General features: G+C 39.7%; 31 protein-coding genes and 3 pseudogenes. 25 read left to right on the forward strand and 9 right to left on the reverse strand.

Annotation, left to right across the window (positions count from 1 at the left end; all coding sequences use genetic code 11):
- Positions 1–49: 49 nt before the first annotated feature.
- Together GQR52_RS16125 and GQR52_RS16130 are read left to right on the forward strand one after the other, a co-directional pair.
- On the forward strand, positions 50–595 hold the full coding sequence (locus GQR52_RS16125) for a PH domain-containing protein (protein ID WP_165729086.1): 546 nt from the start codon (positions 50–52) through the stop codon (positions 593–595).
- Positions 596–640: 45 nt separating this feature from the next.
- Positions 641–1036, forward strand: coding sequence for a DUF1801 domain-containing protein (locus GQR52_RS16130; protein WP_165729087.1), 396 nt, complete (start codon positions 641–643; stop codon positions 1034–1036).
- A gap of 22 nt (positions 1037–1058) precedes the next feature.
- Here the strand turns inward: GQR52_RS16130 and GQR52_RS16135 are convergent, their stop codons facing one another.
- Positions 1059–1403 (reverse strand): rhodanese-like domain-containing protein, encoded by a 345-nt coding sequence (locus tag GQR52_RS16135; protein WP_165729088.1) that lies wholly within the window; start codon positions 1401–1403, stop codon positions 1059–1061.
- A 300-nt stretch (positions 1404–1703) separates the two neighbouring features.
- Between GQR52_RS16135 and GQR52_RS16140 the strand changes: the two genes are divergently transcribed.
- Positions 1704–2006, forward strand: a complete 303-nt coding sequence (locus tag GQR52_RS16140) for a metalloregulator ArsR/SmtB family transcription factor (RefSeq protein WP_165729089.1) — start codon at positions 1704–1706, stop codon at positions 2004–2006.
- A 212-nt stretch (positions 2007–2218) separates the two neighbouring features.
- Here the strand turns inward: GQR52_RS16140 and GQR52_RS16145 are convergent, their stop codons facing one another.
- Complete coding sequence (locus GQR52_RS16145; RefSeq protein ID WP_165729090.1) at positions 2219–2896, reverse strand: nitroreductase family protein; 678 nt, start codon at positions 2894–2896, stop codon at positions 2219–2221.
- A gap of 187 nt (positions 2897–3083) precedes the next feature.
- On the opposite strand from GQR52_RS16145, the gene GQR52_RS16150 reads away from it, so the two are divergent.
- From GQR52_RS16150 to GQR52_RS16165, 4 genes are all read left to right on the forward strand, one after another.
- Positions 3084–3965, forward strand: a complete 882-nt coding sequence (locus GQR52_RS16150; RefSeq protein WP_165729091.1) for an ABC transporter ATP-binding protein — start codon at positions 3084–3086, stop codon at positions 3963–3965.
- A gap of 9 nt (positions 3966–3974) precedes the next feature.
- Positions 3975–7553, forward strand: a complete 3579-nt coding sequence (locus GQR52_RS16155; protein ID WP_165729092.1) for a M1 family aminopeptidase — start codon at positions 3975–3977, stop codon at positions 7551–7553.
- Positions 7554–7732: 179 nt separating this feature from the next.
- Complete coding sequence (locus GQR52_RS16160) at positions 7733–8044, forward strand: Bor family protein (protein ID WP_165729093.1); 312 nt, start codon at positions 7733–7735, stop codon at positions 8042–8044.
- Positions 8041–8376: a hypothetical protein gene (locus GQR52_RS16165; RefSeq protein ID WP_165729094.1), complete on the forward strand. Its 336-nt coding sequence runs from the start codon at positions 8041–8043 to the stop codon at positions 8374–8376. The genes GQR52_RS16160 and GQR52_RS16165 overlap by 4 nt, the downstream gene beginning before the upstream one ends.
- Positions 8377–8430: 54 nt before the next feature.
- Here GQR52_RS16165 and GQR52_RS16170 read toward each other — a convergent pair whose 3' ends face one another.
- From GQR52_RS16170 to GQR52_RS20565, 7 genes and pseudogenes are all read right to left on the reverse strand, one after another.
- On the reverse strand, positions 8431–9117 hold the full coding sequence (locus GQR52_RS16170) for a TorF family putative porin (RefSeq protein ID WP_024591363.1): 687 nt from the start codon (positions 9115–9117) through the stop codon (positions 8431–8433).
- A 277-nt stretch (positions 9118–9394) separates the two neighbouring features.
- Positions 9395–10309, reverse strand: a pseudogene (locus GQR52_RS16175) (hypothetical protein); the annotation flags it as partial.
- A 285-nt stretch (positions 10310–10594) separates the two neighbouring features.
- Positions 10595–11260, reverse strand: a complete 666-nt coding sequence (locus GQR52_RS16180) for a hypothetical protein (protein WP_165729095.1) — start codon at positions 11258–11260, stop codon at positions 10595–10597.
- Positions 11261–11306: 46 nt separating this feature from the next.
- Positions 11307–11495, reverse strand: coding sequence for a hypothetical protein (locus tag GQR52_RS16185; RefSeq protein ID WP_165729096.1), 189 nt, complete (start codon positions 11493–11495; stop codon positions 11307–11309).
- A gap of 132 nt (positions 11496–11627) precedes the next feature.
- Positions 11628–12304, reverse strand: a pseudogene (locus tag GQR52_RS16190) (TorF family putative porin).
- A gap of 276 nt (positions 12305–12580) precedes the next feature.
- On the reverse strand, positions 12581–13744 hold the full coding sequence (locus GQR52_RS16195; protein ID WP_165729097.1) for a hypothetical protein: 1164 nt from the start codon (positions 13742–13744) through the stop codon (positions 12581–12583).
- Positions 13745–13899: 155 nt separating this feature from the next.
- Positions 13900–14053, reverse strand: a pseudogene (locus tag GQR52_RS20565) (transcriptional regulator).
- A 394-nt stretch (positions 14054–14447) separates the two neighbouring features.
- Here GQR52_RS20565 and GQR52_RS16200 point away from each other — a divergent pair.
- The 18 genes from GQR52_RS16200 (at position 14448) to rplQ (ending at position 25167) form a co-directional block, all read left to right on the forward strand.
- The gene (locus tag GQR52_RS16200) at positions 14448–16418 is read left to right on the forward strand and encodes an AsmA family protein (RefSeq protein WP_165729098.1); all 1971 of its coding nucleotides are present in this window, start codon (positions 14448–14450) and stop codon (positions 16416–16418) included.
- 273 nt (positions 16419–16691) lie between these two features.
- A complete protein-coding gene (gene rplN / locus GQR52_RS16205; RefSeq protein ID WP_002959498.1) occupies positions 16692–17060 on the forward strand; it encodes a 50S ribosomal protein L14 in 369 nt (122 codons plus the stop codon).
- Positions 17061–17070: 10 nt separating this feature from the next.
- Entirely contained in the window at positions 17071–17385 is a 315-nt protein-coding gene (rplX, locus tag GQR52_RS16210; RefSeq protein WP_002959496.1) for a 50S ribosomal protein L24, read from the forward strand.
- Between the two features lie 16 nt (positions 17386–17401).
- On the forward strand, positions 17402–17941 hold the full coding sequence (rplE, locus tag GQR52_RS16215; RefSeq protein WP_010554915.1) for a 50S ribosomal protein L5: 540 nt from the start codon (positions 17402–17404) through the stop codon (positions 17939–17941).
- A gap of 10 nt (positions 17942–17951) precedes the next feature.
- Positions 17952–18257, forward strand: coding sequence for a 30S ribosomal protein S14 (gene rpsN, locus GQR52_RS16220; protein ID WP_010554914.1), 306 nt, complete (start codon positions 17952–17954; stop codon positions 18255–18257).
- Between the two features lie 21 nt (positions 18258–18278).
- Positions 18279–18671: a 30S ribosomal protein S8 gene (gene rpsH, locus GQR52_RS16225; RefSeq protein ID WP_007584660.1), complete on the forward strand. Its 393-nt coding sequence runs from the start codon at positions 18279–18281 to the stop codon at positions 18669–18671.
- 13 nt (positions 18672–18684) lie between these two features.
- Complete coding sequence (rplF, locus tag GQR52_RS16230) at positions 18685–19218, forward strand: 50S ribosomal protein L6 (RefSeq protein ID WP_002959488.1); 534 nt, start codon at positions 18685–18687, stop codon at positions 19216–19218.
- A gap of 9 nt (positions 19219–19227) precedes the next feature.
- Entirely contained in the window at positions 19228–19578 is a 351-nt protein-coding gene (gene rplR / locus GQR52_RS16235) for a 50S ribosomal protein L18 (RefSeq protein ID WP_002959486.1), read from the forward strand.
- A 9-nt stretch (positions 19579–19587) separates the two neighbouring features.
- Positions 19588–20094, forward strand: coding sequence for a 30S ribosomal protein S5 (rpsE, locus tag GQR52_RS16240; RefSeq protein ID WP_002959485.1), 507 nt, complete (start codon positions 19588–19590; stop codon positions 20092–20094).
- A gap of 2 nt (positions 20095–20096) precedes the next feature.
- Positions 20097–20279, forward strand: a complete 183-nt coding sequence (gene rpmD, locus GQR52_RS16245; protein ID WP_002959482.1) for a 50S ribosomal protein L30 — start codon at positions 20097–20099, stop codon at positions 20277–20279.
- Between the two features lie 4 nt (positions 20280–20283).
- On the forward strand, positions 20284–20718 hold the full coding sequence (gene rplO, locus GQR52_RS16250) for a 50S ribosomal protein L15 (RefSeq protein WP_002959480.1): 435 nt from the start codon (positions 20284–20286) through the stop codon (positions 20716–20718).
- 10 nt (positions 20719–20728) lie between these two features.
- On the forward strand, positions 20729–22057 hold the full coding sequence (secY, locus tag GQR52_RS16255) for a preprotein translocase subunit SecY (RefSeq protein ID WP_007584663.1): 1329 nt from the start codon (positions 20729–20731) through the stop codon (positions 22055–22057).
- A gap of 22 nt (positions 22058–22079) precedes the next feature.
- Positions 22080–22193 (forward strand): 50S ribosomal protein L36, encoded by a 114-nt coding sequence (gene rpmJ / locus GQR52_RS16260; RefSeq protein WP_002959476.1) that lies wholly within the window; start codon positions 22080–22082, stop codon positions 22191–22193.
- A gap of 124 nt (positions 22194–22317) precedes the next feature.
- Entirely contained in the window at positions 22318–22674 is a 357-nt protein-coding gene (rpsM, locus tag GQR52_RS16265) for a 30S ribosomal protein S13 (RefSeq protein ID WP_007584664.1), read from the forward strand.
- 12 nt (positions 22675–22686) lie between these two features.
- The gene (gene rpsK / locus GQR52_RS16270) at positions 22687–23073 is read left to right on the forward strand and encodes a 30S ribosomal protein S11 (protein WP_002959471.1); all 387 of its coding nucleotides are present in this window, start codon (positions 22687–22689) and stop codon (positions 23071–23073) included.
- Between the two features lie 21 nt (positions 23074–23094).
- Positions 23095–23715, forward strand: a complete 621-nt coding sequence (rpsD, locus tag GQR52_RS16275; RefSeq protein ID WP_002959461.1) for a 30S ribosomal protein S4 — start codon at positions 23095–23097, stop codon at positions 23713–23715.
- A 24-nt stretch (positions 23716–23739) separates the two neighbouring features.
- The gene (gene rpoA, locus GQR52_RS16280; protein ID WP_002959452.1) at positions 23740–24726 is read left to right on the forward strand and encodes a DNA-directed RNA polymerase subunit alpha; all 987 of its coding nucleotides are present in this window, start codon (positions 23740–23742) and stop codon (positions 24724–24726) included.
- A 39-nt stretch (positions 24727–24765) separates the two neighbouring features.
- Positions 24766–25167: a 50S ribosomal protein L17 gene (rplQ, locus tag GQR52_RS16285; RefSeq protein WP_002959450.1), complete on the forward strand. Its 402-nt coding sequence runs from the start codon at positions 24766–24768 to the stop codon at positions 25165–25167.
- Positions 25168–25895: the final 728 nt, after the last annotated feature.

Consider the following 25895-nt stretch of genomic DNA (forward strand, 5'->3'; position numbering starts at 1 on the left):
TGAAGTTTACAGAGTGTATTTGTAGTTATATAGATAAAGGATTAAAACAATGACAAAACATATTTTAAAAAGTGCTTCATTCGATTACAAGGTAAAACAATATTGGATGGTTACTACCTCGCTATTTGCAATGTTGGCTCTTGTTACTATACCGCTTATACCTATCATTTTACTTATCGTATGGCTGGTGGGCGGGCGAATACTCGCAGCTATGTCGGCTGACTTATTACCACAAAAATTGGTAGTTAAACGTGGCATATTATTTAAAGAAGAAAAATCTATTCCGCTTGAAAAAATAACTGATGTTGGATTAAGCCAAGGGCCGTTAATGCGACTGTTTGGGTTATATCGTTTAAGCTTTGAAACGGCAGGGCAGTCAGGAAATGGGGCTTTAGTGTCTTTGCTTGGTGTAGTTAATGCGAGTGAGTTTAGAGAAGCGATACTTGAGCAAAAAGATGTATTGGCTAATCAAGGTAAAACTTCGCAGCAGGCGACAGAACAAAGTGAGAAAGAGCTACTGAGAGCACTTACTTATAGTGTTAAAAATATTGAGCAGATGCTACTTGTTTTACTTGATGAAAGGCAGCAAAAGTAACTTATTTTTAAATACAGCCAATATCTTGCTTATAAGGATGTTTTTGTGACTACGGATATTGAAAATATATTTAATAATTATCCTCAGATAACTAAAAGTACGCTTATAAAATTACGGGAGCTAATTTATACCGTAGCACAAGAGCAAAACTTGGGAGCTGTGGAGGAGTCAATAAAGTGGGGAGAGCCAAGCTATAGCACAATAAATGGCAGCCCCATTCGCATTGGCTTTAAAGGATCATCATGTTATTTGTTTTTTCATTGCCAATCAAAGCTCGTAATTACATTTAGAGAATTATATTCTCATAATCTCACTTTTGAAGGAAATAGAGCAATAGTGTTAAATAGTGAAAAGCCATTACCAGAGTACCCACTTAAAGCGTGTATTAAATTAGCACTGACTTATCACAGCGTTAAACACCTACCTTTGTTAGGTGCATAACTGCAAGCACTTAAGTAGATGCTTAAAACACGCTACATATTTGGCTTGCATCACAGGTAATAACACTAACGTTTTCATAACCAACACGTGTTAGCGCTTCTGCACCAAGGGTTGCACGTGCACCACTGGCACAGTGTAAGTAAATTGGGCGTGTTGCATCTTTTTCTATTTCCATCAACTTCATTTCGAGTAACCCGCGCGGAATATTTATTGCTCCAACAGCTGCATTTGTTGCGTGTTCTGCTGGTTCGCGCACATCAATAAGTAAGCCTTTATTTTGTTCAAGCTCGAGCTTTGCTTGTGCTGCGTCAATACGGCGCTGGTTAGGTGTGATAATTTTAAGTAAATCAGGGATTGATGTAAGCATGCTTTTTTATTCCTTAAGGTTACGTTTGCGTAATTGTGTGATCATCAAATACAAACAACTAATAGCAGATTGAATTGAGTTTAGTGTAATAAAAACAGTAAGCCATATTCATCTAGGATCAAAATATTGCAGCTATACAAATACGGCAATTATGAGTCCCGCAATTAAAAAATGAGCTATTCAATTTTATTTAGTGTTTTATTTACTATATTCGTTTTTTCTATATTAGTAAATTCTAATGTTAGACATTAACAATGCATATATTTATACTCCAATCACTTTTTATAATAAGAGCATGCTATGAATATCGACTTTATTGCAATGGCTGGGAATGTGGCGCAGGCAGAGCAGTTATTAAAAATTTTAGCGAATAAAAATCGCTTAATGATTTTATGCTCTTTGCAAGATAAAGAAATGAGTGTATCGCAACTAAATGAAGCCGTACCTTTAGCACAATCGGCACTTTCTCAGCATTTAGCTGCACTACGAAAAGCGAATGTTGTTGCCACTCGCCGTGAAAGCCAAACTATTTATTATCGTATAATTGACGATAACGCAGTGCAATTACTTGGCACGCTATATAACTTATTTTGTAAAGACTAACGATTTTTAGTGGCGTGAGTAGCGCAGCGAAAGCAGGTTAGAATAACCTCAGCTCTATTGTATTGTTTTTGTGCTATTAATTTTTTGCAGCATTTGTACTTAAATAGATTTCGTACGAAAACAGCCACTATCTTTAGGCGAAGCTACAAATATATAGCAGCATGCTATCGCAAGGTTTAACCCAAGCGATAAGTTTGCGGTTAAAGATCATCTCAAATAAACGTAGCTATTTCATCGATAGATTTTTTATCCAGTGCATGAGCCGGTATTGTGGCATCTTCACTTGGGTAGCCTGCAATAAGTAACATATACGGGCGCTCGTTATCCCTATCTCGGCCACATATGTCGGTTAAAAAGCTCATTGGTTTTGGAGTATGAGTAAGGGTTGCCAAACCTGAACGGTGCAAAGCTTGAATTAAAAAGCCGGTAGCTAAGCCAACAGACTCATGCACATAATAATTCGTATTTTTATCATCAGTGCTTACGCCGCCCTTTTTTTGACTAAATACAGCTATAAGCCAAGGTGCATGCTCTAAATAAGGTTTATTGGCGTCGGTACCTAACGGTTTTAGCGCATCTAACCATTCTTCACCTGCTCGCCCTTCATAAAAAGAACGTTCTAGCTTTTCGGCGGCTTCTCTTATTTGCTTTTTTACATCGCTACTATTTATAGCAACAAAATGCCAAGGCTGATGATTCGCTCCACTGGGTGCTGTACCTGCTGCTTTTATACATGCTTCAATAATATTTTTTGGTACTGGGCGATCGCTAAAGCTGCGAATGCTATGGCGACGTTGGCTAGTGATTAAAAACTCGTTAGCGCGATTTAGCATTTCGTCGTGTGGGTATTCTATAAAGTCGTTTAATGGCTGACTTTGGTGATCTTGCATGGCTTTTCGCTTCTTATAAAAAGTATATGTGGTTTTTATACCGAGTGAATAAAGCGTAGGCAAGTGTTATGAGTTTAAATTATGTTTATTTGTTGTTACAAATTTAACCAGTAAGTAACTTATGTTCCTGTTTTTCTTGTGGTATAAAACATCATAAAAATAATTACTCATATTCAAGGAAGTAAAAATGCTATCAATAACTGGGTTATCTAAAACCTACGATAACGGCGTACATGCACTACAAGGTGTTGATTTATCTATCGGTAAAGGGATGTTTGGATTGCTTGGGCCAAATGGCGCAGGTAAATCATCGCTTATGCGTACCATTGCAACACTACAGTCGGCTGATTCAGGTTCAATTACTTTTGATGGCATTGATGTATTTAAAGACCCACAGGCACTGCGCCAACGCTTAGGTTACTTACCACAAGATTTTGGTGTGTACCCGCGTGTTAGTGCTTACGACTTACTGGACCATATGGCTGTTTTAAAGGGTATTCATAATAAAGCGGAGCGTAAAGAGTCGGTTGAAGGGTTACTTGCGCACACTAATTTATATCAACATCGCTCAAAAGCGGTAAGTGGCTTTTCGGGCGGTATGCGCCAGCGTTTTGGTATTGCACAAGCCTTACTAGGCGACCCTGATTTACTAATCGTTGATGAGCCAACAGCGGGGCTAGATCCTGAAGAGCGTAATCGTTTCCATAACTTATTAGTAAGCTTAGGCGAGCAAAAAGTAGTTATATTATCGACCCATATTGTTGAAGATGTTGCAGAGCTTTGCCCAAATATGGCGGTGTTGGCTGGCGGTAAGATTTTACTGGAAGGTAACCCAATAGCGCTTACCGATAAGCTCCAAGGACAAATTTGGCGCAAAGCCATGAGCCAAGAAGAAGCGCAAGAACTTGAGCCGCAATTACCGGTTATTTCTAAGCGCTTATTTGCAGGGAAAACAATTTTACATGTAATAGCAGAGCAGGCTCCACAAGGGTTTGAAGCAAGTAATGCAAATTTAGAAGATGTGTATTTTTCTACACTGCTTAATCATCGTAACAGCGAAGTAGCATAAGGAGGCGTTATGTTTTTTAATATGCTTGCGTTTGAGCTGCGCTATTTTATGCGCCAACCTTCGTTTTATGTGACCTCATTAATCTTCTTTTTTATGGCGTTTTTTATAAGCTCCAGTAGTAAGTTTCCGCTAGGTGGGGCGAATGTTCATATGAACTCGCCGTTCTCGATTATGCTTTTAACCGTTACATTTTGTACACTCGCTATGTTTTTAGTGGTTAACTTTGTTGCCAGCTCTGCTATTCGCAACAGTGAAAGCAAAATGGATGAGCTGGTATTTAGTAAGCCTGTTAATCCTGTGCCTTATCAAGCAGGGCGTTTTTTTGGTTCTTACTTAGTTGTACTTATTGTGTTTTTAAGCGTGCCATTGGGTGTGTTTTTAGGGTCGCAATTTGGTTTATTAGTTGGCTGGCTCGATGGCGAATTGATTGGTCCTAATAAGCTAATGTACTACGCTGCGCCTTATCTTTATTTAGCAGTGCCAAGTTTACTTGTGCTTTCGGCTATTTTTAATAGTGTAGCGGTCTATTTTAAAACCATGATGTCGGTGTATGTAGCAGCTGTTGTGATTTTTATAGCCTATCAAATTGCCGGCGTTTACTTTGATGATTTAGCATTTAGAAATATTGTTGTTTACGCCGACCCATTTGGTTCAGGTTCGTTAATTGATTTAACACGTTATTGGACTGTAAATGATAAAAACACAGAAGTGCTAACGCTCACAGGTGACCTTTTAGTTAACCGTATATTGTGGGTGGCAATCAGTGTTGCAATGTTTTTTGGCCTTGGAAAGCTAAGCAACCGCATAGTAACTAAAAAACAGAAGAAGCAATTTAAAGTCTCTGCTTTTGTACAAAATAAACAAGCTGCACTTATCAATAGTGCTAAAAATTATAAATCAGCGGGGATTAGTACTAAATCTCAGCTAATAATGCGCAGTATATTCGAACTTAAACAAGTTATATTTAGTGCTCCTTTTATGATTTTAGCGGGTGTAAGCTTTGTAACGCTTATGATCCCTCTGTTTGCGCCTATTGGTGCTTATGGCACTACTAACTGGCCTTTAACTCAGAATATGGTCAATATTATTAGCGGTATTTCTGGTTTATTTTTGTTTGTTATTATCGCTTTTTATAGTGCTGAGCTTGTGTGGCGAGAGCGACAAAGTGGCATGGGCGATATTATTGACAGCTTTCCTGTACATAACAGTGTTTTTTGGGTGTCAAAAATACTGGCTTTAATCGCCGCTGTTTCTGGGTTGTTCCTCGTGGGAATGATACTCACAATTACAGTTCAGTTATTTAAAGGTCAATTTAATTTAGAGCTAGGACAGTATTTATTTAGGATTGTTTATTTATCGATTTTACCGTTGATTATGCTGACAGTACTCGCCTTCTTTTTACAGATTATTAGCCCGAATAAATATGTAGGAATGGGTTTGTTTATTTTGTATTACATAGCGCAAAAAGTAATGGGTTCTTATGGGTTTGAGCATCATATGTATCATTTTTCGCAAAGCAGTAGCGTACCGTATTCTGATATAAATGGTTATGGACATTTCTTACAAGCTGCGCATTGGTACACATTATATTGGGGCGCGTTAAGTCTTGTTTTAGCGATTGTTGGGTTTGCGTTATGGCACCGTGGTCCTTCACAAACGCTGCGCACACGCCTGTCTATGCTTCGTTATAATATGTCGTTAAAAGGGCAAGCGATTGCGGTTATTAGTGCACTAGTGTTTGTTGGTGCAGGCTACAATATTTATAACAACACGCGAGTTTTGAATGAGTTTACTACGAGCGATGAGTTTCAAGACAAGCAAATAAGTTATGAACAGCAGTTTGCACAATACAAAGACTTAGCAGTACCTATGGTGACCGATGTTGACTTAACTGTTGATATTTATCCAAAAAAGCGTGCTTTAAGTGCTGTGGCAAAAATTAAATTTACTAATACCTCTAACGAGCCAATTACGCGAGTGTTAATAAGATCACCTCAACACGCTAAAAGTTGGGATGTAGCTATGGCAGGCGGTAAGATAGTTGAAAAATTACCAGCGCTTTATTCAGCATGGTTTGAGTTTGAGCAGCCGCTTATGCCAAACGAAATAAGAGAAGGGCAACTGTCGGTTACTCGTGATCATACAGCCTTTACTGATAAAGACTCTGATACACAATTAGTTGCCAATGGCACTTTTATTAATAACTTGGAACTCCTTCCTAGCTTTGGTTATAGCCGTGGTTTACAGGTAGCTGATAAATTTGAACGCCGTAAGCATGATTTACCAGAACTTGAACGTGCCCATAAGCTAGAAGACAGTCAGTACTATACTCAAAGTGATTTTGGTGCAGCTAATGGGTTTATTAACTTTAAGGCAACGGTAACAACCGACGAGTCGCAATTTGCTATTACCCCAGGGTATTTACAAAGTGAAAGTGTAAAAGACGGGCGCCGCACTTTTGTTTATGAAATGGATGCGCCTATTTTAAACTTTTATGGGGTGCTTTCGGCTGAACTTGAAAGTAAAAAGGTTGAGCATAATGGGGTAAATATTGAGGTGTATTACCACAAAAATCATGCATGGAATGTTGACCGCATGATTGAGTCGGTACAAGACTCGATAGATTACTTTACACAAGCATTTGGGCCGTATCAGCATAAGCAGCTACGTATAATTGAATTTCCTAAGTATCGCTCGTTTGCACAAAGTTTTGCCAATACAGTCCCTTACTCAGAAAGCATGGGGTTTATTACAGACTTAAGAGATGAGAGTAAAGTTGACTACCCTTACTATGTTACCGCACATGAAGTAGCGCACCAGTGGTGGGGGCATCAAGTGTCGGGAGCAAATGTTGAGGGGAGCGCAGTTATGTCAGAAACGCTTTCACAATACAGTGCGCTTATGGTGCTTGAAAAACGCTTTGGCGCAGAGAAGCTACGTAAGTTTTTAAAATTTGAGCTTGATAGGTACTTAATAGGGCGTACAGGGGAAGCCTTTGAAGAAATGCCACTATATAAAACGCAGTCTCAACAATATCTTCATTACAATAAAGGATCTGTGGTAATGATGGCGATTTATGATCGTTTAGGTGAAAAACGGTTAAATGATGCACTCAAAGCATTTTTAAATGAGTTTCAGTACCAATCAACACCATACCCAACAACACTTGATTTACTTAGCTATTTAAAACAAGACGCAACACAAGCAGAGCAAAGTTTTATTGACGATCAGTTTAAATATATCACCTTATATGAGCTTGAGATGAAAGATGTGTCAGTTACAGATAGCGTTGATAGCGAAGGATTTTATACTGTAACACTTAGCGTAGAAGCCGTTAAACAGCGTGCGGATGGCCAAGGTGAAGAAACTGAACAGCCGCTCGATGAGCTAATTGATATTGCATTGTTTAGCGATGACCCTGAAAACCTACTAGCTGAAGATTTTGTTATTTACTCTCAAAAGCACCAAATAGTATCAGGTACTAATACTATTGAGCTTAAAGTAAAAGAAAAGCCACTATTTGCGGGGGTTGATCCTTACATTAAGCTAGTCGACAAGGACAGTAAAAATAACCTAGCTAAATTTTAAGGTCTATCTACTAACCACTTAAACTGACTAATTTAAAGGCCGCATTTATGCGGCCTTTATGTGTAATAAACTGTATAAAACTTCATAGCGTTTCTACATATTCCCCACAGCTTTTTACGCTAATATTTTATGTTCTCTTATAAAGTTACCTTACTGGTATTTAGTTTATAAGAAAGAGTATGAAACCATTAATTATAGGGGCGATAGCATTAAGCCTGAGTGCTTGTTCTGCGGTAACCATTCAGCCACAGGCAACAGCAAAAATAACGAGCCAAGCTAATTACGAAGATAGTCGCTCATTTTACTTTTGGGGATTGGTAGGCGAGCAACGCGTAGACGTAAAACAAATATGTTCGAATACACCGGTTATTCAAATGCAGTCACAACAAACGTTTAGTGATGGAGCGCTGAGTTTAATTACGCTTGGAATATACTCGCCCCATACCATTAAAGTGTGGTGCCAAGAGCAAGTAATAGGGGAAACATTATGAGTATCAAGCTACTTGCAGCCGGTTGCACACTGATTATTTTAACGGGATGTACAAATATTTACTTTGATAACGGAGCACAAAGCAAAGTAAGCAATAAAACGCTAAAAAGCTCACAGTGGCATCATAATTTTGCACTTGCGTTGTACGAGGGATCAGAGCCGTTAGATTTAACAACACATTGCCCACAAGGTGAATGGCAAAGCGCTCATACGTATAAATCGTTTACTAATGGTTTAGCTGAGGTGGTTGTGAATCAAATCGGCCCAGCTTGGTACCCTAAAACAGTAGAAGTACAATGTAATAAGGTACCATTTAAGGCAAAACAGCTATAAAACGAGAAAAGGGCCAAAAGGCCCTTCGTGTTGCAGCAAGTAACACATTCTTTCTTATAAATTAAAGTCTACAGAATAAGCAACGTAAGCTTTAATATCTGAATCATCCATATCTGTATCAGACAAACCAAAAGTAAAACCGTCTTTCGAAATTGATACACCGTAATCTAAGATATTATCATCGCCAATAAAATCACCAGAGTAATGGCCTAAGTGAAGTGCCATTTCAGTGCCGTTACTGCCAACAGCAAAACCGTAGTCAGCTGTCAGGTAAAGTGAATCACCAAAGTCTGTACCATCACCACTTGCAGCTGATGTTGCTAATACAGAAGCACCAAAGGTAAAGCCTTCAACACTGATGCTACCGTAAATTTCAGAGAAATCTGCGTCTGCTTCAGAAGCTGCGTCTGGGTAAGCGTAATAAATATAACCAACATCGTAGCTAACACTTTCGTTAATATCGCCACCAAAGCCTGCATATAAGTCAAGCTCATAGGTCATTTCATCTGCCCACGATGCATTTGAAGCCCAAGTACCTGCATAAAAGCCCGATTCATTGGCATAATCAATACCGCCTGAAATAGCTGCATCGCCCCCAGTTTGCTCTTGACCTCGCCATAAGTAGTTTGATGTTGCCGCTGCATTAGCAGTTACTTCAGCATGCACAGCTGTAGATGTTAAAGATGTTGCGCCCATTAATGCTATAGCACTTATAGCGATGGTTTTTTTTAGTTTTAGCATGTCCATTTCCCGTTATATGATTTTTGCTCGCCAAGGTTTTTATTATGTAATCGGAACCTTTAGGCTGACGGCTTTTTATTGTTTAACTAACGGGATAATTGCACTGTATGTGCCAGCTTCATTATTTTTTATTAAAAATTATTTTTTATTTATTAAAAACATGAGCTTGAATTTTATGAATAGGATGGGGATATAACATGAAGGAAGATGTTGCGCACATTGCTGGTGCATAAATTAACCTAGCCGCACCATAAAAGTACGGCTAAATTAGAAGGTTTTAGCCGAATATAGTGCGCATAAGGCTAATTGTTTCGTTTACGCTGCGACCTTTTTGTACTTCACTCACAATTGAATCACGTTTACTGCGAATGTGTTCGGGAATATCGTCAGCAGCAAGAGCACTGTCTACTAAAATTTCTGCAGACTCTTTACCTCTACGCTGAGTTTTACCTGTTGTAGTTGTAGTACGTTTAGGCTTGCTTAGCAGTTTAATGTAGTTAGAGTTATCTGGTGTTTTAGCATCAGCGTAGTGAAAGAAACATGGAATTAATGCTTTAATAGCAACCAATTGTTCTTCTAACTCGTTACTAGGTTTAGCCATTTTATACCATGACATAGCTTGAATACCTTTTACGATATCTTGCCAGTAACGCTCAAAATCACTATTTTTAAGTTTAGAAACACCTAGGGCACCACATAAAGCATCTAATCGATTATTATTTGTAATCGGAGTAAATAAATCAGGGCGACGCATTGCAAGCAAACGAGTTGCAGGCGCAAGTGTTGGTTTTTCGTTGTTGTCGGTGAATATTTTTGAATAAGCAGCAACAAATTGTTGATACTCATATTGAGTAATATCACCTTCAAGTGGAATATTTGCTAGTGCGTCGTCAAAAGCACCTGGTAAATCTCCAAGCATTTGATGGAAGCTCTTCGCACTCTTTGTAGATGCAAACCATTCAACGTCAAAGTTGTATGTGCTTGGATCAAGTGATGCTATGTGCTTACCGCTAAACGCAAGTAAGTCTTCAGGGATCATATCTTTAAGAGATTGCTCACGAATGCTTTTAATGTAGTCGACTAAACGAAGTTGTTCATCAAGTGCAATAACGTCTTTGTGTTGTTCTACAAATACACTTACAACAGGCCAAGGAGCAATACGTAAAGCTTTAGCCTGTAAAAAGCTAATCGCTTGCTCTGTAATGAGAATTCACTCAGCATGGCAAACGGCGCATACTTAAATATTATTTAGCCTTAAAGCTGCAGAGATTGTTATAAAACAAATGAACCCAGCTTGATACCATCAAATAGTTGACGTGAGCTATTCTTTGGTATTTTTAAAAGTGGGCAGTGATTGATGCCGGTTATTCGTGACTTAATATACTTATGGGGTCTAGTTTTACTGCTTTATAGCAGGAAAACTAGACTCTAATATAGGACTGAAAATAGCTTTAAGTATTATACTTGTCAGCGTGAATTAGTTATTTAAAAGAGTTAATAGGCTAGGGTCTTCAGTTTCAATATATAATGCTTTTAATTTTTTATCACCACTTTCGGTTTCAGTAAATTGCTGAAAAGAATAGTTTTTAGAAAAACTTGAAAGAGCCTCAATAGATGCTTGATTACTACTTTGTGTATAAGTAAGTTCTAGTGCGCAAACCTTCCCTGCACACTCTAGATCTTGCTGTAAAATAGTGACGTCTTTTAATTCATTTAGAATAAAATCGTTTAGCTTATCTTTACGTATTTGTGCTATTTCAGAGTATTCAATATTAGACATACGCTGCAGTAATATTGAAGTATCATTTTTAAATACGTCGTCCAATGCTTTTGTTGAAACAAATTCTTTTCCACCCTCAGTTGAAACAAATTCTTCAGAGAAAGCGTTAGGGCTTGAAATAGGCAATTTAGATATCGCTGCCACTTTTTGCTCTACAACTTTGTGCTGTTTGACAGATGGTTCAGAGGCTTTACTTAATAGGGTGTTTGGCTCAATTGGAGGCTTAGCTTTTTCATTACTAAGAATGGCTTCATCAGTTGGTTGTATGTGGGTTAGCGGAGGATCTGAAGGCTGCCCAGTGTTTAAAATACCAATACCAAGAATGGCGACAAAAACAAGTGCAATTAAAAATATGTATTTCATTTTACTATCCTTAGAAGAGAAAGGCATACGCCTTTCTAAATGATGCTTATTCCAATCGTATCATACAAGAAACTTGACCACCACCAGAGCACGAATAGCTAACTGTACCACCCTCACCATGAACAACCGTCATGCTACCTGAGGTGCAACGGCATGTCATTGTTGCATAGGTAAATGTACTCATTGTGATTAAAAAAAACGCTAAAATAACTGTAATTTTTTTTGATAAATTCATAATAATCCTTAATCGTGATTTCGAACTTTAATGTTACCTTATTGTTTTTTTTGTAAATAACTATTTTCTAGGTGGTTTAAATATGAGAAAGGGCCTTGTGGCCCTTAGTGTTGCAGCAAGTAACACATTTTTTTATAGGCTAAAGTCTGCAGAGTCGACAACGTAAGCTTTTAAATCTGAGTCATCGATATCATTATCAGATAAGCCAAAAGTAAAGCCATCCTTAGAGATTGAAACGCCGTAATCGATGATGTTGTCATCACCAATAAAGCCGCCTGAGTAATGCCCCAAATGCAGCGCTATTTCAGTTCCATTACTACCAATAGCGAATCCATAGTCTGTTGTTAAATAAAGTGAATCACCAAAGTCGGAACCATCACCACTAGCAGCTGAAGTTGCTAATACCGAAGCACCAAAAGTGAAACCTTCTACACTGATACTCCCGTAAACCTCAGAGAAATCTGCGTCAGCTTCTGAAGCAGCATCAGGGTAGGCATAGTAAATATAACCAACATCATAGCTAACGCTTTCATTGATTGCGCCACTAAAGCCTGCATATAAGTCGAGCTCGTAGGTCATTTCATCTGCCCACGATGCATTTGATGCCCATGTACCGGCATAAAAGCCGGACTCGTTAGCGTAATCAATTCCACCCGAAATAGCAGCGTCGCCTCCTGTTTGCTCTTGACACGCCATAAGTGGTTGGAGGTTGCTGCTGCATTTGCAGTTACCTCTGCAAATGTCGTTGTTGATGTTATGCCTGCAAACGCCAGTGCACCGAAGAGTATTGTTTTTTGTAGTTTTAGCATGTTTCACTCCCGCTATATGACTTTTGCATACCAAGGTTTTATTATGTATTGCTTTGACCTTTTAACTGGATGCATTTTTATTATTTAACTGGGAAGGTAATAGCACTGTATGTGCCAGTCTCGTTTTAATTATTTTTAAGTAAAACTAATGCTATTAAAACAATTGCTTATGATGAAATTATGTTTTTGGAAGGAAGTTTTTTGATTTTCTGTCGCACGCTGCTGGTGCATAAACTAACCTAGCTGTACTATTAAAGTACAGCTAGGAAAGGTTTTTTAGCCAAAAATAGTGCGCATAAGGCTAATTGTTTCGTTTACACTGCGACCTTTTTGAACTTCACTTACAATTGAATCACGTTTACTGCGAATATGTTCAGGGATATCGTCAGCGGCAAGTGCGCGGTCTACTAAAATTTCTGCAGACTCTTTACCTCTACGTTGAGTTTTACCTGTTGTAGTTGTAGTACGCTTAGGCTTGCTTAGCAGTTTAATGTAGTTAGAGTTATCTGGTGTTTTAGCATCAGCATAGTGAAAGAAACATGGGATTAGCGCTTTAATAGCAACTAATTGTTCTTCTAACTCATTACTCGGTTTAGCCATTTTGTACCATGACATAGCTTGAATACCTTTTACGATATCTTGCCAGTAACGCTCAAAATCACTATTTTTAAGTTTAGAAACACCAAGGGCACCACATAAAGCATCTAATCGATTATTTGTAATCGGAGTAAATAAATCAGGGCGACGCATTGCAAGCAAACGAGTTGCAGGCGCAAGTGTTGGTTTTTCGTTGTTGTCGGTGAATATTTTTGAATAAGCAGCAACAAATTGTTGATACTCATATTGAGTAATATCACCTTCAAGCGGAATATTTACTAGTGCGTCGTCAAAAGCACCTGGTAAATCACCAAGCATTTGATGGAAGCTCTTTGCACTCTTTGTAGATGCAAACCATTCAACGTCAAAGTTGTATGTGCTTGGATCAAGTGATGCCATGTGCTTACCGCTAAACGCAAGTAAATCTTCAGGGATCATATCTTTAAGAGACTGTTCACGAATGCTTTTAATGTAGTCTACTAAACGAAGCTGTTCATCAAGTGCAATAACGTCTTTGTGTTGTTCTACAAATACACTTACAACAGGCCAAGGAGCAATACGTAAAGTTTTAACCTGTAAAAAGCTGATAGCTGAAATAAGCTGGTCGTGTAGCTTTTTAAGTACAGGCAATTGCTGTGGCTCTAGTAAATCGTAGTTCATACGATCTCTGCTAGCATTTAGCAATTCGTAACACCAAGGTAAAAAATCATCAGGGTGGTTTTCTACTTTCACGGCCATAAGGTTAAGGCTTAACTCTGAAGATTGCTTCAGAATGTTCTGATAGATTTGGTTTTCTTGTTCGCCTAGCGTCATTTTTGACGGTGAAATTAGCAGTTTTTTCATGCCTTGTAGAATCTCCGGTTTAGATATATATTTTTTTGCTGGTCTATTTTAGCGCAATTACGCTAATAACAACAGCGCTGTCCTTCATCCGTTGTAATTGAAATGACTAAATCGGTATTTTTGCTAATAAAATGAGACTAACGCTTTAACATGTATTAATCATTTTCATTTAGTACAAAGAGACTCTCAACTAAAATGTTGAGTTGTTTTTAGGGCAACTATGAACGACGGCGTAAGCCGTAATATTTCTACTGTACTTATTGTTTTGCTCGAAAAGTTAATCGTATCAGCGAGCTCTTATTGCGACAATCTGGCAAATTTACAAAAATGTTGCTATTTGGTTTCGCGTATTTTGTTCTTAAATTCTGCTATTGCCTAATAAACGAAAGCCCATGAGCCTAAAATATAATAGCCATATTAAATGTAGCTATTATTAAGAGTGGTATATCAGAAGCAAAAGTGTCAAAAACTAGAACAGCATAATAAAGCGAAGACCACGTACTTAATAAATAATTGTATCAGCGGTATTTAAGTCTTTATTTATAGAGTCTTCAATGCAACCTAGAGGTATTAAAATGTTTCAGGAGCGATTCATACAGAGACTGTAAAATTCAATAAAGTGCTTTTTTATCATAACTACAATGATTTTAAGGCTAACACTCGCTATGATAAGAACATTATTTGCACGTTTGAAAGGACGATCATGAAAACCTTACTTAAAATTGTAGGTGTAATACTTTTACTATGTATAGCACTCATTGCCGCCGCACCGTTTTTAATCCCTACTGATACTATTTTTAATAAAGTGTCGCAGCAGGTAGAACAAACAACTGGGCGTACTCTTACTATTAAAGGTGATAAAACACTTAGCGTATTCCCTGCATTAAAGTTAGAACTTAACGACGTGCATTTTGCAAACATGGAATCAGGTTCGCGCGCCGATATGGCGAGTATGAAACAGCTTGCTGTACACATACCTTGGTTTTCATTATTTGGTGGTGAGTTTAAATTAGATAAGTTTGTTATAAACGAACCAAATATTCTATTAGAAACCGACAAAAATGGTAAAGCTAATTGGCAGTTGTTTGATGCAGTTGCAGAGCAACCTAAAGAGCAAAGCCAATCAGGTGAAGCGATAAAGCTTCCAGATAACTTTGATATTGAATTAGGTGAGGTTGCTATTTATGGCGGTACATTTACTTACCTAGATGGCCAAACAGGTGCTAAACAACAAATTAGTGATCTAGAGCTCGCTATTTTACTTCCTTCACTTCGTAAAACATTAGAAGTAAAAGGCGGTATTACTTATATGCAAGAACGTTTTGAGCTTGATATAAAACTAGATACTCCGGCTAAAGCAATTGAAGGCACCACTTTTAATGTTAAACAAACCTTAGATTCTCGTTTAGTTGATCTAACGTTCGAAGGGAGCATCGCTAAGCAAGGCCAAGATATTAAAGGTCAGTTAGCATTAAATGGTGAGTCAGTTAAAAACATTGCGAAATGGCAAGGTGTAGAGTTAAGCGCTAAAGAAAATGCTTTTAACGCATTTAGTGTAAACGGTAAAATGCACCTAGCAGGTGAGAAATTTAATTTAGAAGATTTAGTTGCGACGTTAGACGCATTGGAAATAAAAGGTAAGAGCGAGCTTAACCTAGGTAAGCGTTTAGCTGTAAATGCTGATATTGATTTAGGTATGCTTGATTTAAACCCGTACCTACCTAAAGCAGTAGCTAAACAAGAAGAGCCAGTAGAGCAAGATGATAAACCTGCAGAGCCAATAGTATGGGATGACACTAAAATTGATCTAAGTGCGTTAAATTCACTAGATGCGAATGTAGTTATTCGTTCAAGTGGATTAAAAGCTAACGATATTAAGTTGGGCGCAAATCAATTTACTGTTGCTTTAAAAAATAGCATTGCAAAACTAAGCCTAGATAGCTTTTCTGCTTATGAAGGGTCAGGTAAAGGCGTTATCAAAGTAAACGCACAACAAGTACCTTATAAAATATCAACTAACTTTGACTTAGCTGGTATAGATGCACAGCCTTTATTAACTGATGCGGCAGGTTTTGACAAGCTAATGGGTAAGGGGTCTTTAAATTGGAACCTAAACACAACTGGCCAAAGTCAAAAGTCGTTTATTGGTGCGCTTAACGGAAAGCTTGGATTTGAGTTTGCGGATGGAGCAGTGAAAGGCGCGAATATAGCTGAGATGGTACGTAAAGGTAAGGAACTTATTTCAGGAAACTTTGGTGCAGCATCTGAAGGGTTAGATACAGGGTTTGAAGAATCTGAGCAAACGGATTTCTCTGCACTAACGGGAAGCTTCAACTTTACTAATGGTGTTGGCAAAAATACTGATTTATCACTTATTAGCCCACTTATTAGAATATCTGGTGAAGGGGACGTCGATTTACCGCAAACAATGGTTAACTACCGTTTGGTTACGGGCATAGTTGGATCAATCGAAGGACAGGGAACTACTGATGACAGTAGTGGCTTTAAAATACCATTACGTATAAAAGGGCCTTTCCATGATGTTGGTATAAAGCTTGATATAGGCAATGCGCTCAAAGATGAAGCTAAGCAGAAAGTCGATGAGGCTAAAGAAAAAGCCAAAGACAAAGCAAAAGATAAGATTAAAGATAAATTAAAAGGTTTATTTGGTTAATCAACTACAGCTAACGTAAACAAGGCACTTATATAGTGCCTTGTTTGTTTTGTAACCATCTGTAAAATAGCTACATAGCCGTAATTACTCAACTTTAATAACCATACACTCCAAATTAATTAAAAAATAACCTATCGCTACCCCCTCAATGCTGGTACAATTGCCCGCCCTTAAGAGACAACTCGTTTGTTTTTTGATTGGGATTTAATCGAAATGTCTGATTTTTAAACGAATTTTAGACACGTTGTAATTACTACACCGGAGGTCATTAACATGATCCAAATGCAAACTCAGCTGGAAGTTGCTGATAACAGCGGCGCTCGCAAAGTGCAGTGTATAAAAGTCCTTGGTGGTTCACACCGTCGCTACGCAGCGATTGGCGACATCATTAAAGTTTCTGTAAAAGAAGCTATTCCTCGCGGTAAAGTGAAGAAAGGTGATGTTAAAAACGCGGTAGTTGTGCGTACCAGAAAAGGTGTTCGCCGTCCAGATGGTTCTCTGATCCGTTTTGACAGCAACGCGGCTGTTATCTTAAATGATAACTTGCAGCCAATTGGTACACGTATTTTCGGCCCTGTGACTCGCGAACTTCGTAATGATAAGTTCATGAAAATCGTTTCACTAGCCCCAGAAGTACTGTAAGGAGCCAATCATGGCAGCAAAAATACGTCGTGATGACGAAGTAATCGTACTAGCAGGTAAAGACAAAGGTAAGCGCGGAAAAGTGCTTTCAGTTGTTACTGAATCTGGTCGAATCTTTGTCGAAGGCATAAACTTGATCAAGAAGCACCAAAAGCCGGTTCCACAATTGAACCAAGCTGGCGGCATTGTTGAGAAAGAAGCATCTATGGATGCATCAAACGTTGCGATCTTCAACTCGGAAACGAGTAAAGCTGATCGTGTAGGTTTCAAGATTGAAGATGGTAAGAAATTACGTATCTTTAAATCTACTGGTAAAACTATCTAATAGTTGGAGTAGAATGATGGCGAAACTGCATGAAGTATATAAAGACAAAGTAGTTGCTGAACTTCAAGAGAAGTTTGGTTTCAGCTCTGTCATGCAAGTCCCTCAGATCGAAAAGATCACATTGAATATGGGCGTGGGCGAAGCCCTAGCTGACAAGAAGATTTTAGATAACGCAGTAGCGGATCTAGCAGCAATCTCTGGTCAGAAACCTCTAATCACTAAAGCACGCAAATCTGTTGCTGGCTTCAAAGTGCGTGAAGGTTACCCGATTGGTTGTAAAGTAACCCTACGCGGCGAGCGTATGTGGGACTTTTTTGAGCGTTTGGTATCAATCGCTATCCCACGTATTCGTGACTTCCGTGGCGTAAGTGCTAAGTCTTTTGATGGACGTGGCAACTACAGCATGGGCGTACGTGAACAAATCATCTTCCCAGAAATCGATTACGATAAAGTAGACCGTGTACGCGGTATGGATATTACTATCACTACTTCTGCGAAATCTGATGAGGAAGGCCGTGCGTTGTTAGAAGCGTTTAACTTCCCATTTAAGAAATAAGGGTAGGGTTATGGCAAAGAATTCTATGAAAGCGCGCGAAGCAAAGCGCACAAAACTAGTTGCTCAGTTCGCTGAAAAGCGCGCGGCACTAAAAGCTATCATCAGTGATGTTAATACATCTGAAGATGATCGTTGGGACGCGGTACTTAAGCTACAAGCTTTACCTCGTGATTCTAGCCCTGCACGTCAACGTAATCGTTGTAACATTACGGGCCGCCCACATGGTTTCCTTCGCAAATTCGGCATGAGCCGTATTAAAGTTCGCGAAGCAGCTATGCGCGGTGAAATTCCTGGCCTTAAAAAGGCTAGCTGGTAATAGAATCATGGGAGTAAGACTATGAGCTTGCAAGATCCTATCGCGGATTTGTTCACACGAATTCGTAACGGTCAATCAGCGAAGAAAGTATCTGTAACGATGCCAACTTCAAAGCTGAAAGTAGCATTAGCTAAAGTACTAAAAGACGAAGGTTATATCGTAGATTTCGCCGTTAACGGTGAAACTAAACCTGAGCTTTCTATCGAGTTGAAGTACTTCGAAGGCAAAGCTGTAATTGAAAATATCCAGCGTGTAAGTCGCCCTGGTCTACGTATCTATAAGAAACGTGACCAATTACCTAAGGTAATGGGTGGTCTTGGTATCGCTATCGTATCAACTTCTAAAGGCCTAATGACAGACCGCACAGCACGTAGTGCTGGTGTTGGTGGTGAAATCATTGGTTTTGTAGCTTAATCGGAGGGGAACTATGTCTCGCATAGCAAAGGCACCAATTACTGTTCCTGCCGGTGTAGAAGTTACATTAAAAGGCCAGGAAATCACAGTTAAAGGCAAAAACGGTGAACTTACTCGTACTATCAACAACGCTGTTGAAGTACAAGTTAATGACAACGTTATTACTACTTTACCTCGTGATGGCGTAGCTAATGCATGGGCTCAAGCAGGTACTGCTCGCGCTCTAATCAACAACATGGTTGTTGGTACGCATGAAGGTTACGAGAAGAAACTTCAGTTAGTAGGCGTGGGTTACCGTGCTGCAGCTAAGGGTAAAACATTAGATTTAACTCTTGGCTTCTCACACCCAGTTAATTTCGCAGTTCCTGAAGGAATTACGATTGAAACTCCAAGCCAAACAGAAGTTCTAGTTAAGGGCGTAGATAAGCAGTTAGTTGGTCAAACAGCTGCTAACATTCGTGCATACCGTAAACCTGAGCCTTATAAAGGTAAGGGTGTTCGTTATTCAGATGAGAATGTACGCCGTAAAGAGGCTAAGAAGAAGTAAGGTAAGACGATGGATAAAAAAACAGCTCGTCTACGTCGTGCTAAACGCACTCGTAGAAATTATATTGAACAAGGCACAACGCGTCTTGTTATCCACCGCACGCCACGTCACATATACGCTCAAGTAGTAAATGCTGAGGGTAATGTACTGGCTGCTGCTTCTACTGTTGAAAAGGCTATTAGCGAAACAGTTAAAGGCACCGGTAACGTTGAAGCTGCGCAAGCAGTTGGCAAAGCGGTTGCTGAACGTGCGGCTGACAAAGGCATCGAAAAGATTGCTTTTGATCGCAGTGGCTTTAAATATCACGGCCGTGTGAAGGCGCTAGCTGATGCTGCGCGTGAAGCCGGTTTGCAATTCTAGGAGTAGACTATGGCTAACGTAGAAGCAAAGCAACAACAGCCTGATCTAGCTGAAAAGCTAATCGCGGTGAACCGTGTGTCTAAAGTAGTTAAAGGTGGTCGTATCTTTAGCTTTACTGCACTAACTGTAGTTGGTGATGGCGCAGGTAAAGTAGGTTTCGGTTATGGTAAAGCACGTGAAGTTCCAGCTGCTATTCAAAAAGCAATGGAAAAAGCACGTCGTAACATGATCAACGTAGACCTAAATGGCAACACATTACAGCATCCTGTTAAGGGACGTCATGCTGGCTCACTAGTGTTCATGAAACCAGCATCTGAAGGTACTGGTATCATTGCAGGTGGTGCTATGCGTGCAGTACTAGAAGTTACTGGTGTGCAGAACGTACTTTCTAAATGTTACGGTTCTACTAACCCGATCAACGTGGTACGTGCAACGATTTCGGCTCTTGAGAATATGAATTCTCCACAGTCAATCGCTGCTAAACGTGGCCTTCGCGTAGACGAAATACTGGGGTAACCATGGCAAATCAAACTGTAAAAGTAACACAAGTAAAAAGCTCTATCGGTCGTTTACCGAAACATAAAGCTACATTACGCGGTCTTGGTTTACGTCGTATCAACCACACTGTTGAGTTAGAAGACACAGCATGTGTACGTGGTATGATAAACAAGGTTTCTTACATGGTTAAGGTAGAGGGTTAATTCGATGCATTTGAATACACTTTCACCTGCTGCAGGTTCAAAAACTGCTCCAAAACGTGTTGGTCGTGGTATCGGTTCTGGTCTAGGTAAGACTGGCGGCCGTGGTCACAAAGGTCAAAAATCACGTTCTGGCGGCAAAGTACGCGTTGGTTTTGAAGGCGGTCAAATGCCTATGCAACGTCGTCTACCTAAATTTGGTTTTACTTCTCGCAAATCTTTAGTATCTGCAGAAATAAATCTTTTTGAAATCGCTAAAGTAGAAGGCGATGTGGTAGACCTAAGCGCGTTACAAGCAGCTGGTCTAGTTAAAAAGAACGTTCTTTTCGTTAAAGTTGTTAAATCTGGCGAAGTTTCACGCGCTGTTACCGTTAAAGGCCTTAAAGCCTCTAAAGGTGCTCGCGAAGCTATTGAAGCTGCCGGAGGCAAGGTAGAAGACTAAGGAAGTACTAATGGCTAAACCAGGTCAAGATACAAAAAGTGCACAAGGTGGACTTTCGGAATTGAAGCGCCGATTACTCTTCGTATTGGGTGCTATCATAATTTACCGTCTAGGTTCATTTGTGCCGATCCCTGGGATTGACGCCGCTGTACTTGCCGATTTCTTCGAGCAACAAAAGGGCACCATTGTTGAAATGTTCAACATGTTCAGTGGTGGTGCTCTTGAGCGAGCTTCAGTGTTAGCACTGGGTATTATGCCGTATATCTCGGCTTCGATTATTACGCAACTATTAACGCATATGTATCCTCCGTTTATAGAGCTTAAGAAAGAAGGTGAGCAAGGGCGTAAAAAAATTAGCCAGTACACACGCTATGGCACGCTTGTGCTAGCTACTATTCAATCAATCGGTATTGCTTCTAGCTTACCGGGCATGATGGAGGGGTTAGTTGTTAACCCTGGTATGGGTTTCTATTTCACCGCAGTGGTGAGTTTAGTGACTGGTACTATGTTCCTTATGTGGTTGGGTGAACAAATTACAGAACGCGGTATCGGTAACGGTATCTCTGTTCTAATATTTGTTGGTATTGTAGCTAACTTGCCGTCTGCTATTGGTTCGACAGTCGAAATGGCGCGCCAAGGTGATTTGAATGTTTTTGTACTACTGATGGTTGCGGTAATCGTATTCGCTGTTACTTATCTTGTAGTGTTTTTTGAACGTGGACAACGTCGTATTGTTGTTAACTACGCTAAACGCCAACAAGGTCGTCAAGTATTTGCTGCTCAAAGCACGCATTTACCACTAAAAGTAAATATGGCGGGTGTTATTCCACCAATCTTCGCTAGTAGTATAATTCTGTTCCCTGGTACAATTGCTAGCTGGTTCGGCCAAGGTGAAGGTCCAGTTGCTGATGTATTACAAGCTGTAGCTACTACGTTGACCCCAGGTCAACCGTTGTACTCACTTGTACTAGCAGCAGCTATTATCTTCTTCTGCTTTTTCTATACAGCGTTGGTTTTTAACCCTCGTGAAACAGCAGATAACCTTAAGAAATCTGGCGCATTTATCCCAGGTATTCGTCCAGGTGAGCAGACATCTAAATACATTGATAAAGTGATGACACGCCTGACATTGGCAGGTGCTTTGTATATAACCTTTATCTGTCTGGTGCCTGAATTCATGACGATGGCGTGGCAAACGCCATTCTACTTCGGCGGTACATCAGTTTTGATTATCGTTGTAGTAATCATGGACTTTATGGCACAAGTACAGACTCACCTGATGTCTCATCAGTATGATTCTGTGCTGAAAAAAGCGAACCTTAAAGGCTACGGTCGATAAGGTCAGTTTACGGAGTTGAGCAATGAAAGTACGTGCTTCCGTTAAGAAAATATGCCGTAACTGTAAAGTTATTAAACGTGCTGGTGTAGTACGCGTAATTTGCAGTGAGCCTAAGCATAAGCAAAGGCAAGGCTAAGTAAACAGCGTGCAGGCTGAGTTTTCTCGGCCTGTGTTTTTAGTAGTAATTTGGTCTTCGTTTGAGTATCCTTACGGGCTTTTCAAACAGATGATTACCAAATTCGAATATAGGAGATGTGTTAGTGGCCCGTATTGCTGGCATTAACGTCCCTGATCATAAACATGCAGTTATTGGTTTAACAGCTATTTATGGCATAGGTAAGACTCGCTCTAAGGCTATCTTAGTAGCGACTGGTATCGCCGAAACCACAAAAATCGGTGAACTTTCAGACGAAATTCTTGACGTACTGCGTGATGCAGTTGGCAAGTACACTGTTGAAGGTGATCTTCGTCGTGAAGTTACTTTAAATATCAAGCGCCTTATGGACCTTGGTTGTTATCGTGGCCTACGTCACCGTCGCTCTTTACCACTACGTGGTCAAAGAACTAAGACTAACGCGCGCACCCGTAAGGGTCCACGTAAGCCTATTAAGCGATAAGGGGATAGTATTATGGCTAAGACACCAATTCGTCGTAAAAAGGTTAAAAAACAAGTTGCTGATGGTATGGCTCATGTTCATGCGTCTTTCAACAACACTATTGTAACGATTACCGACCGTCAAGGTAATGCACTATCATGGGCTACTGCCGGTGGTTCAGGTTTCCGTGGTTCACGTAAATCTACACCATTTGCTGCTCAGGTTGCTGCAGAGCGTGCAGGTACTGCTGCTCAAGAATACGGTTTAAAAAATCTAGAAGTTTTCATCAAAGGTCCAGGTCCAGGTCGTGAATCTGCTGTACGTGCTTTGAATGCTGCTGGTTACCGTATTACCAACATTACTGACGTGACGCCTATACCACATAATGGTTGTCGTCCACCGAAGAAACGTCGCGTTTAACAATAGGTTAGGAGAAATAACATGGCAAGATATTTGGGCCCTAAGCTCAAGCTGAGTCGTCGTGAAGGTACTGACCTGTTCCTTAAGAGCGGCGTAAGAGCTATCGACTCTAAGTGTAAACTTGAGACTGCACCTGGTCAGCACGGCGCCCGTAAAGGTCGTTTATCTGATTACGGTTTACAATTACGTGAAAAGCAAAAAGTACGTCGTATATACGGTGTATTAGAAAAGCAATTCCGTAACTACTACAAAGAAGCTGCTCGCCTTAAAGGTAATACAGGTGAAAACTTGTTACAGCTTTTAGAGCAACGTTTAGACAATGTTGTATATCGCATGGGTTTTGCTAGCACACGTGCAGAAGCACGTCAGTTAGTAAGCCATAAAGCGATTTTAGTTAATGGTCGTGTTGTGAACATTCCTTCATACGTAATTACTCCAGAAGATACTGTTGTAATCCGTGAGAAGTCTAAGACACAAGCACGTATCATCGCTGCTCTAGAGTTGGCTGAGCAACGTGAAAAGCCGACTTGGGTTGAAGTTGACGGTAAGAAATTGGAAGGCAGCTTTAAGCGTCTACCTGAGCGTTCAGACCTGTCTGCGGACATTAATGAACAACTAATCGTCGAACTTTACTCTAAGTAAAGTTAAGAGTTAAGAGAGGATAAAATGCAGGGTTCTGTTACAGAATTTCTAAAACCAAGGTTAGTCGACATCGACGCTATCAACCCAACGCGTTCTAAAATAGTTTTAGAACCATTAGAGCGTGGCTTTGGCCATACTCTGGGTAATGCTTTACGCCGTATATTACTTTCATCTATGCCTGGATGTGCAGTAACTGAAGTTGAAATCGACGGTGTATTACATGAGTACAGCGCGAAAGAAGGCGTTCAAGAAGACATCATTGAAATACTATTAAACCTTAAAGGTTTAGCAGTAACGTTAGAAGGCAAAGATGAAGTTTTTCTGACCCTGACTAAATCTGGTGTAGGCCCTGTTACTGCGGCTGATATTCAGCACGATGGCGATGTAACAATTGCTAATCCAGATCACGTTATTTGTAATTTAACTACAAATAACAGCGAGATCAGCATGCGTATTCGTGTTGAACGTGGTCGTGGTTATGTGCCGGCATCTAGTCGTTTATCCTCTGATGACGATGAGCGTCCAATTGGTAGATTGTTGCTTGATGCATCATTTAGCCCAGTTGAACGTATTGCGTACTCGGTTGAATCAGCTCGAGTTGAGCAACGTACAGATTTAGACAAGTTAATCATTGATATGGAAACAAACGGCACTTTAGATCCAGAAGAAGCGATCCGCCGTGCGTCTACTATCTTAGCTGAGCAATTAGATGCATTCGTAGATTTACGTGATGTAACTGAGCCAGAAGAGAAAGAAGAGAAGCCAGAATTCGATCCTATTCTACTTCGTCCAGTTGATGACCTTGAATTAACAGTACGCTCAGCAAATTGTTTGAAAGCCGAGCAAATTCAATATATCGGTGATTTAGTTCAGCGCACTGAAGTTGAGCTTCTTAAAACACCTAATTTAGGTAAGAAGTCTCTAACTGAAATTAAAGACGTGCTAGCTTCACGTGGACTTTCTCTGGGCATGCGCCTAGAAAATTGGCCACCTGCAAGTTTAGCTGAATAATCTAAATCACTATATTAGTTTAGTTAGAAGGATAGGGTCATGCGCCATCGTAAGAGTGGTCGTCAATTAAACCGTAACAGTAGCCATCGTAAAGCGATGTTTAGCAATATGGCAGGTTCTTTGGTGAAACATGAAATCATCAAAACTACTTTGCCTAAAGCGAAAGAGTTACGTCGTGTAATTGAACCTTTAATCACACTGGCTAAGACTGACAGTGTAGCAAATCGCCGTTTAGCGTTTGCTCGCACGCGTGATAATGAAGTTGTTGGTAAATTATTCAGTGAAATCGGTCCACGTAACGCGGATCGTCCAGGTGGTTACACTCGTATTCTTAAGTGTGGCTTCCGTACTGGTGATAATGCACCAATGGCTTATATTGAACTAGTTGGTCGCCCAGCGACTAGCGAAGCAGTTCAAGAAGACGCACAGTCTGCAGAGTAAGTCTTAAAGAAACCTAAAAGCCGAGCCTATGCTCGGCTTTTTCTTGCCTAAAATTTGTCAAACTATATGAACCAGTAATTACCTTCTATTATGGGCAATGACTCATAGATTCTGAATTGATAAGTTGTTTTGACAGCTGCTTTAATAGCTCTACCTAATTACTCTTTATTTACCATTCATTCAAAATAGCCTATCAGATTCTAGTTAAAGATCATTTCCACTATATATTGTGATTTACAGCTATTAATAATACCGCCGCGAATTGAGCTACAATTAGAGCAATCCCTAACGAAGTTTCTACTTATACAGCTGATTAAAAGATATAACGTGCGTACTCTTATAAATATACCGGTACTAAGAAGCTTAGAGTAAAGTTAACCATTACGGCCTAAGTAAACTTCCTCCTAAAATATGTAAAACTATTATTAAACATAGGCTGATCAATTTAATTCTCAGCTTTTGATTAATTTAAATGATTATAGGAATACGACTCTTGCTCTATTGGTTGTTTTTTCTGCATCGATGATCGAAATGTGTCTCTACCCGTTAGTAGTTGCCACAACTTTCATTTCAAATAGCTCTATGAACCTATTAATAATGGTAGTTTAGTTGTGTTTTTGAGCGTTTAGCTCAAATACCCAGCGAACAGCACATTATTTCAAGTTTTCTTCAAAAAAGGGTTGATCTGTTTTCGGATCTCCCTATAATGCGACCCCACTGAGACGGGA

Source organism: Pseudoalteromonas sp. 31A1 (genome assembly GCF_011378815.1).
GTDB lineage: Bacteria > Pseudomonadota > Gammaproteobacteria > Enterobacterales > Alteromonadaceae > Pseudoalteromonas > Pseudoalteromonas arctica.

Excerpts from the sequence above, each read along its gene's own strand:
- GQR52_RS16125 (WP_165729086.1), top strand. The coding sequence starts at position 50 with ATGACAAAACATATTTTAAAAAGTGCTTCATTCGATTACAAGGTAAAA.
- GQR52_RS16135 (WP_165729088.1), bottom strand. The coding sequence starts at position 1,403 with ATGCTTACATCAATCCCTGATTTACTTAAAATTATCACACCTAACCAG.
- GQR52_RS16140 (WP_165729089.1), top strand. The coding sequence starts at position 1,704 with ATGAATATCGACTTTATTGCAATGGCTGGGAATGTGGCGCAGGCAGAG.
- GQR52_RS16145 (WP_165729090.1), bottom strand. The coding sequence starts at position 2,896 with ATGCAAGATCACCAAAGTCAGCCATTAAACGACTTTATAGAATACCCA.
- GQR52_RS16150 (WP_165729091.1), top strand. The coding sequence starts at position 3,084 with ATGCTATCAATAACTGGGTTATCTAAAACCTACGATAACGGCGTACAT.
- GQR52_RS16155 (WP_165729092.1), top strand. The coding sequence starts at position 3,975 with ATGTTTTTTAATATGCTTGCGTTTGAGCTGCGCTATTTTATGCGCCAA.
- GQR52_RS16160 (WP_165729093.1), top strand. The coding sequence starts at position 7,733 with ATGAAACCATTAATTATAGGGGCGATAGCATTAAGCCTGAGTGCTTGT.
- GQR52_RS16165 (WP_165729094.1), top strand. The coding sequence starts at position 8,041 with ATGAGTATCAAGCTACTTGCAGCCGGTTGCACACTGATTATTTTAACG.
- GQR52_RS16170 (WP_024591363.1), bottom strand. The coding sequence starts at position 9,117 with ATGCTAAAACTAAAAAAAACCATCGCTATAAGTGCTATAGCATTAATG.
- GQR52_RS16180 (WP_165729095.1), bottom strand. The coding sequence starts at position 11,260 with ATGAAATACATATTTTTAATTGCACTTGTTTTTGTCGCCATTCTTGGT.
- GQR52_RS16185 (WP_165729096.1), bottom strand. The coding sequence starts at position 11,495 with ATGAATTTATCAAAAAAAATTACAGTTATTTTAGCGTTTTTTTTAATC.
- GQR52_RS16195 (WP_165729097.1), bottom strand. The coding sequence starts at position 13,744 with ATGAAAAAACTGCTAATTTCACCGTCAAAAATGACGCTAGGCGAACAA.
- GQR52_RS16200 (WP_165729098.1), top strand. The coding sequence starts at position 14,448 with ATGAAAACCTTACTTAAAATTGTAGGTGTAATACTTTTACTATGTATA.
- rplN (WP_002959498.1), top strand. The coding sequence starts at position 16,692 with ATGATCCAAATGCAAACTCAGCTGGAAGTTGCTGATAACAGCGGCGCT.
- rplX (WP_002959496.1), top strand. The coding sequence starts at position 17,071 with ATGGCAGCAAAAATACGTCGTGATGACGAAGTAATCGTACTAGCAGGT.
- rplE (WP_010554915.1), top strand. The coding sequence starts at position 17,402 with ATGGCGAAACTGCATGAAGTATATAAAGACAAAGTAGTTGCTGAACTT.
- rpsN (WP_010554914.1), top strand. The coding sequence starts at position 17,952 with ATGGCAAAGAATTCTATGAAAGCGCGCGAAGCAAAGCGCACAAAACTA.
- rpsH (WP_007584660.1), top strand. The coding sequence starts at position 18,279 with ATGAGCTTGCAAGATCCTATCGCGGATTTGTTCACACGAATTCGTAAC.
- rplF (WP_002959488.1), top strand. The coding sequence starts at position 18,685 with ATGTCTCGCATAGCAAAGGCACCAATTACTGTTCCTGCCGGTGTAGAA.
- rplR (WP_002959486.1), top strand. The coding sequence starts at position 19,228 with ATGGATAAAAAAACAGCTCGTCTACGTCGTGCTAAACGCACTCGTAGA.
- rpsE (WP_002959485.1), top strand. The coding sequence starts at position 19,588 with ATGGCTAACGTAGAAGCAAAGCAACAACAGCCTGATCTAGCTGAAAAG.
- rpmD (WP_002959482.1), top strand. The coding sequence starts at position 20,097 with ATGGCAAATCAAACTGTAAAAGTAACACAAGTAAAAAGCTCTATCGGT.
- rplO (WP_002959480.1), top strand. The coding sequence starts at position 20,284 with ATGCATTTGAATACACTTTCACCTGCTGCAGGTTCAAAAACTGCTCCA.
- secY (WP_007584663.1), top strand. The coding sequence starts at position 20,729 with ATGGCTAAACCAGGTCAAGATACAAAAAGTGCACAAGGTGGACTTTCG.
- rpmJ (WP_002959476.1), top strand. The coding sequence starts at position 22,080 with ATGAAAGTACGTGCTTCCGTTAAGAAAATATGCCGTAACTGTAAAGTT.
- rpsK (WP_002959471.1), top strand. The coding sequence starts at position 22,687 with ATGGCTAAGACACCAATTCGTCGTAAAAAGGTTAAAAAACAAGTTGCT.
- rpsD (WP_002959461.1), top strand. The coding sequence starts at position 23,095 with ATGGCAAGATATTTGGGCCCTAAGCTCAAGCTGAGTCGTCGTGAAGGT.
- rpoA (WP_002959452.1), top strand. The coding sequence starts at position 23,740 with ATGCAGGGTTCTGTTACAGAATTTCTAAAACCAAGGTTAGTCGACATC.
- rplQ (WP_002959450.1), top strand. The coding sequence starts at position 24,766 with ATGCGCCATCGTAAGAGTGGTCGTCAATTAAACCGTAACAGTAGCCAT.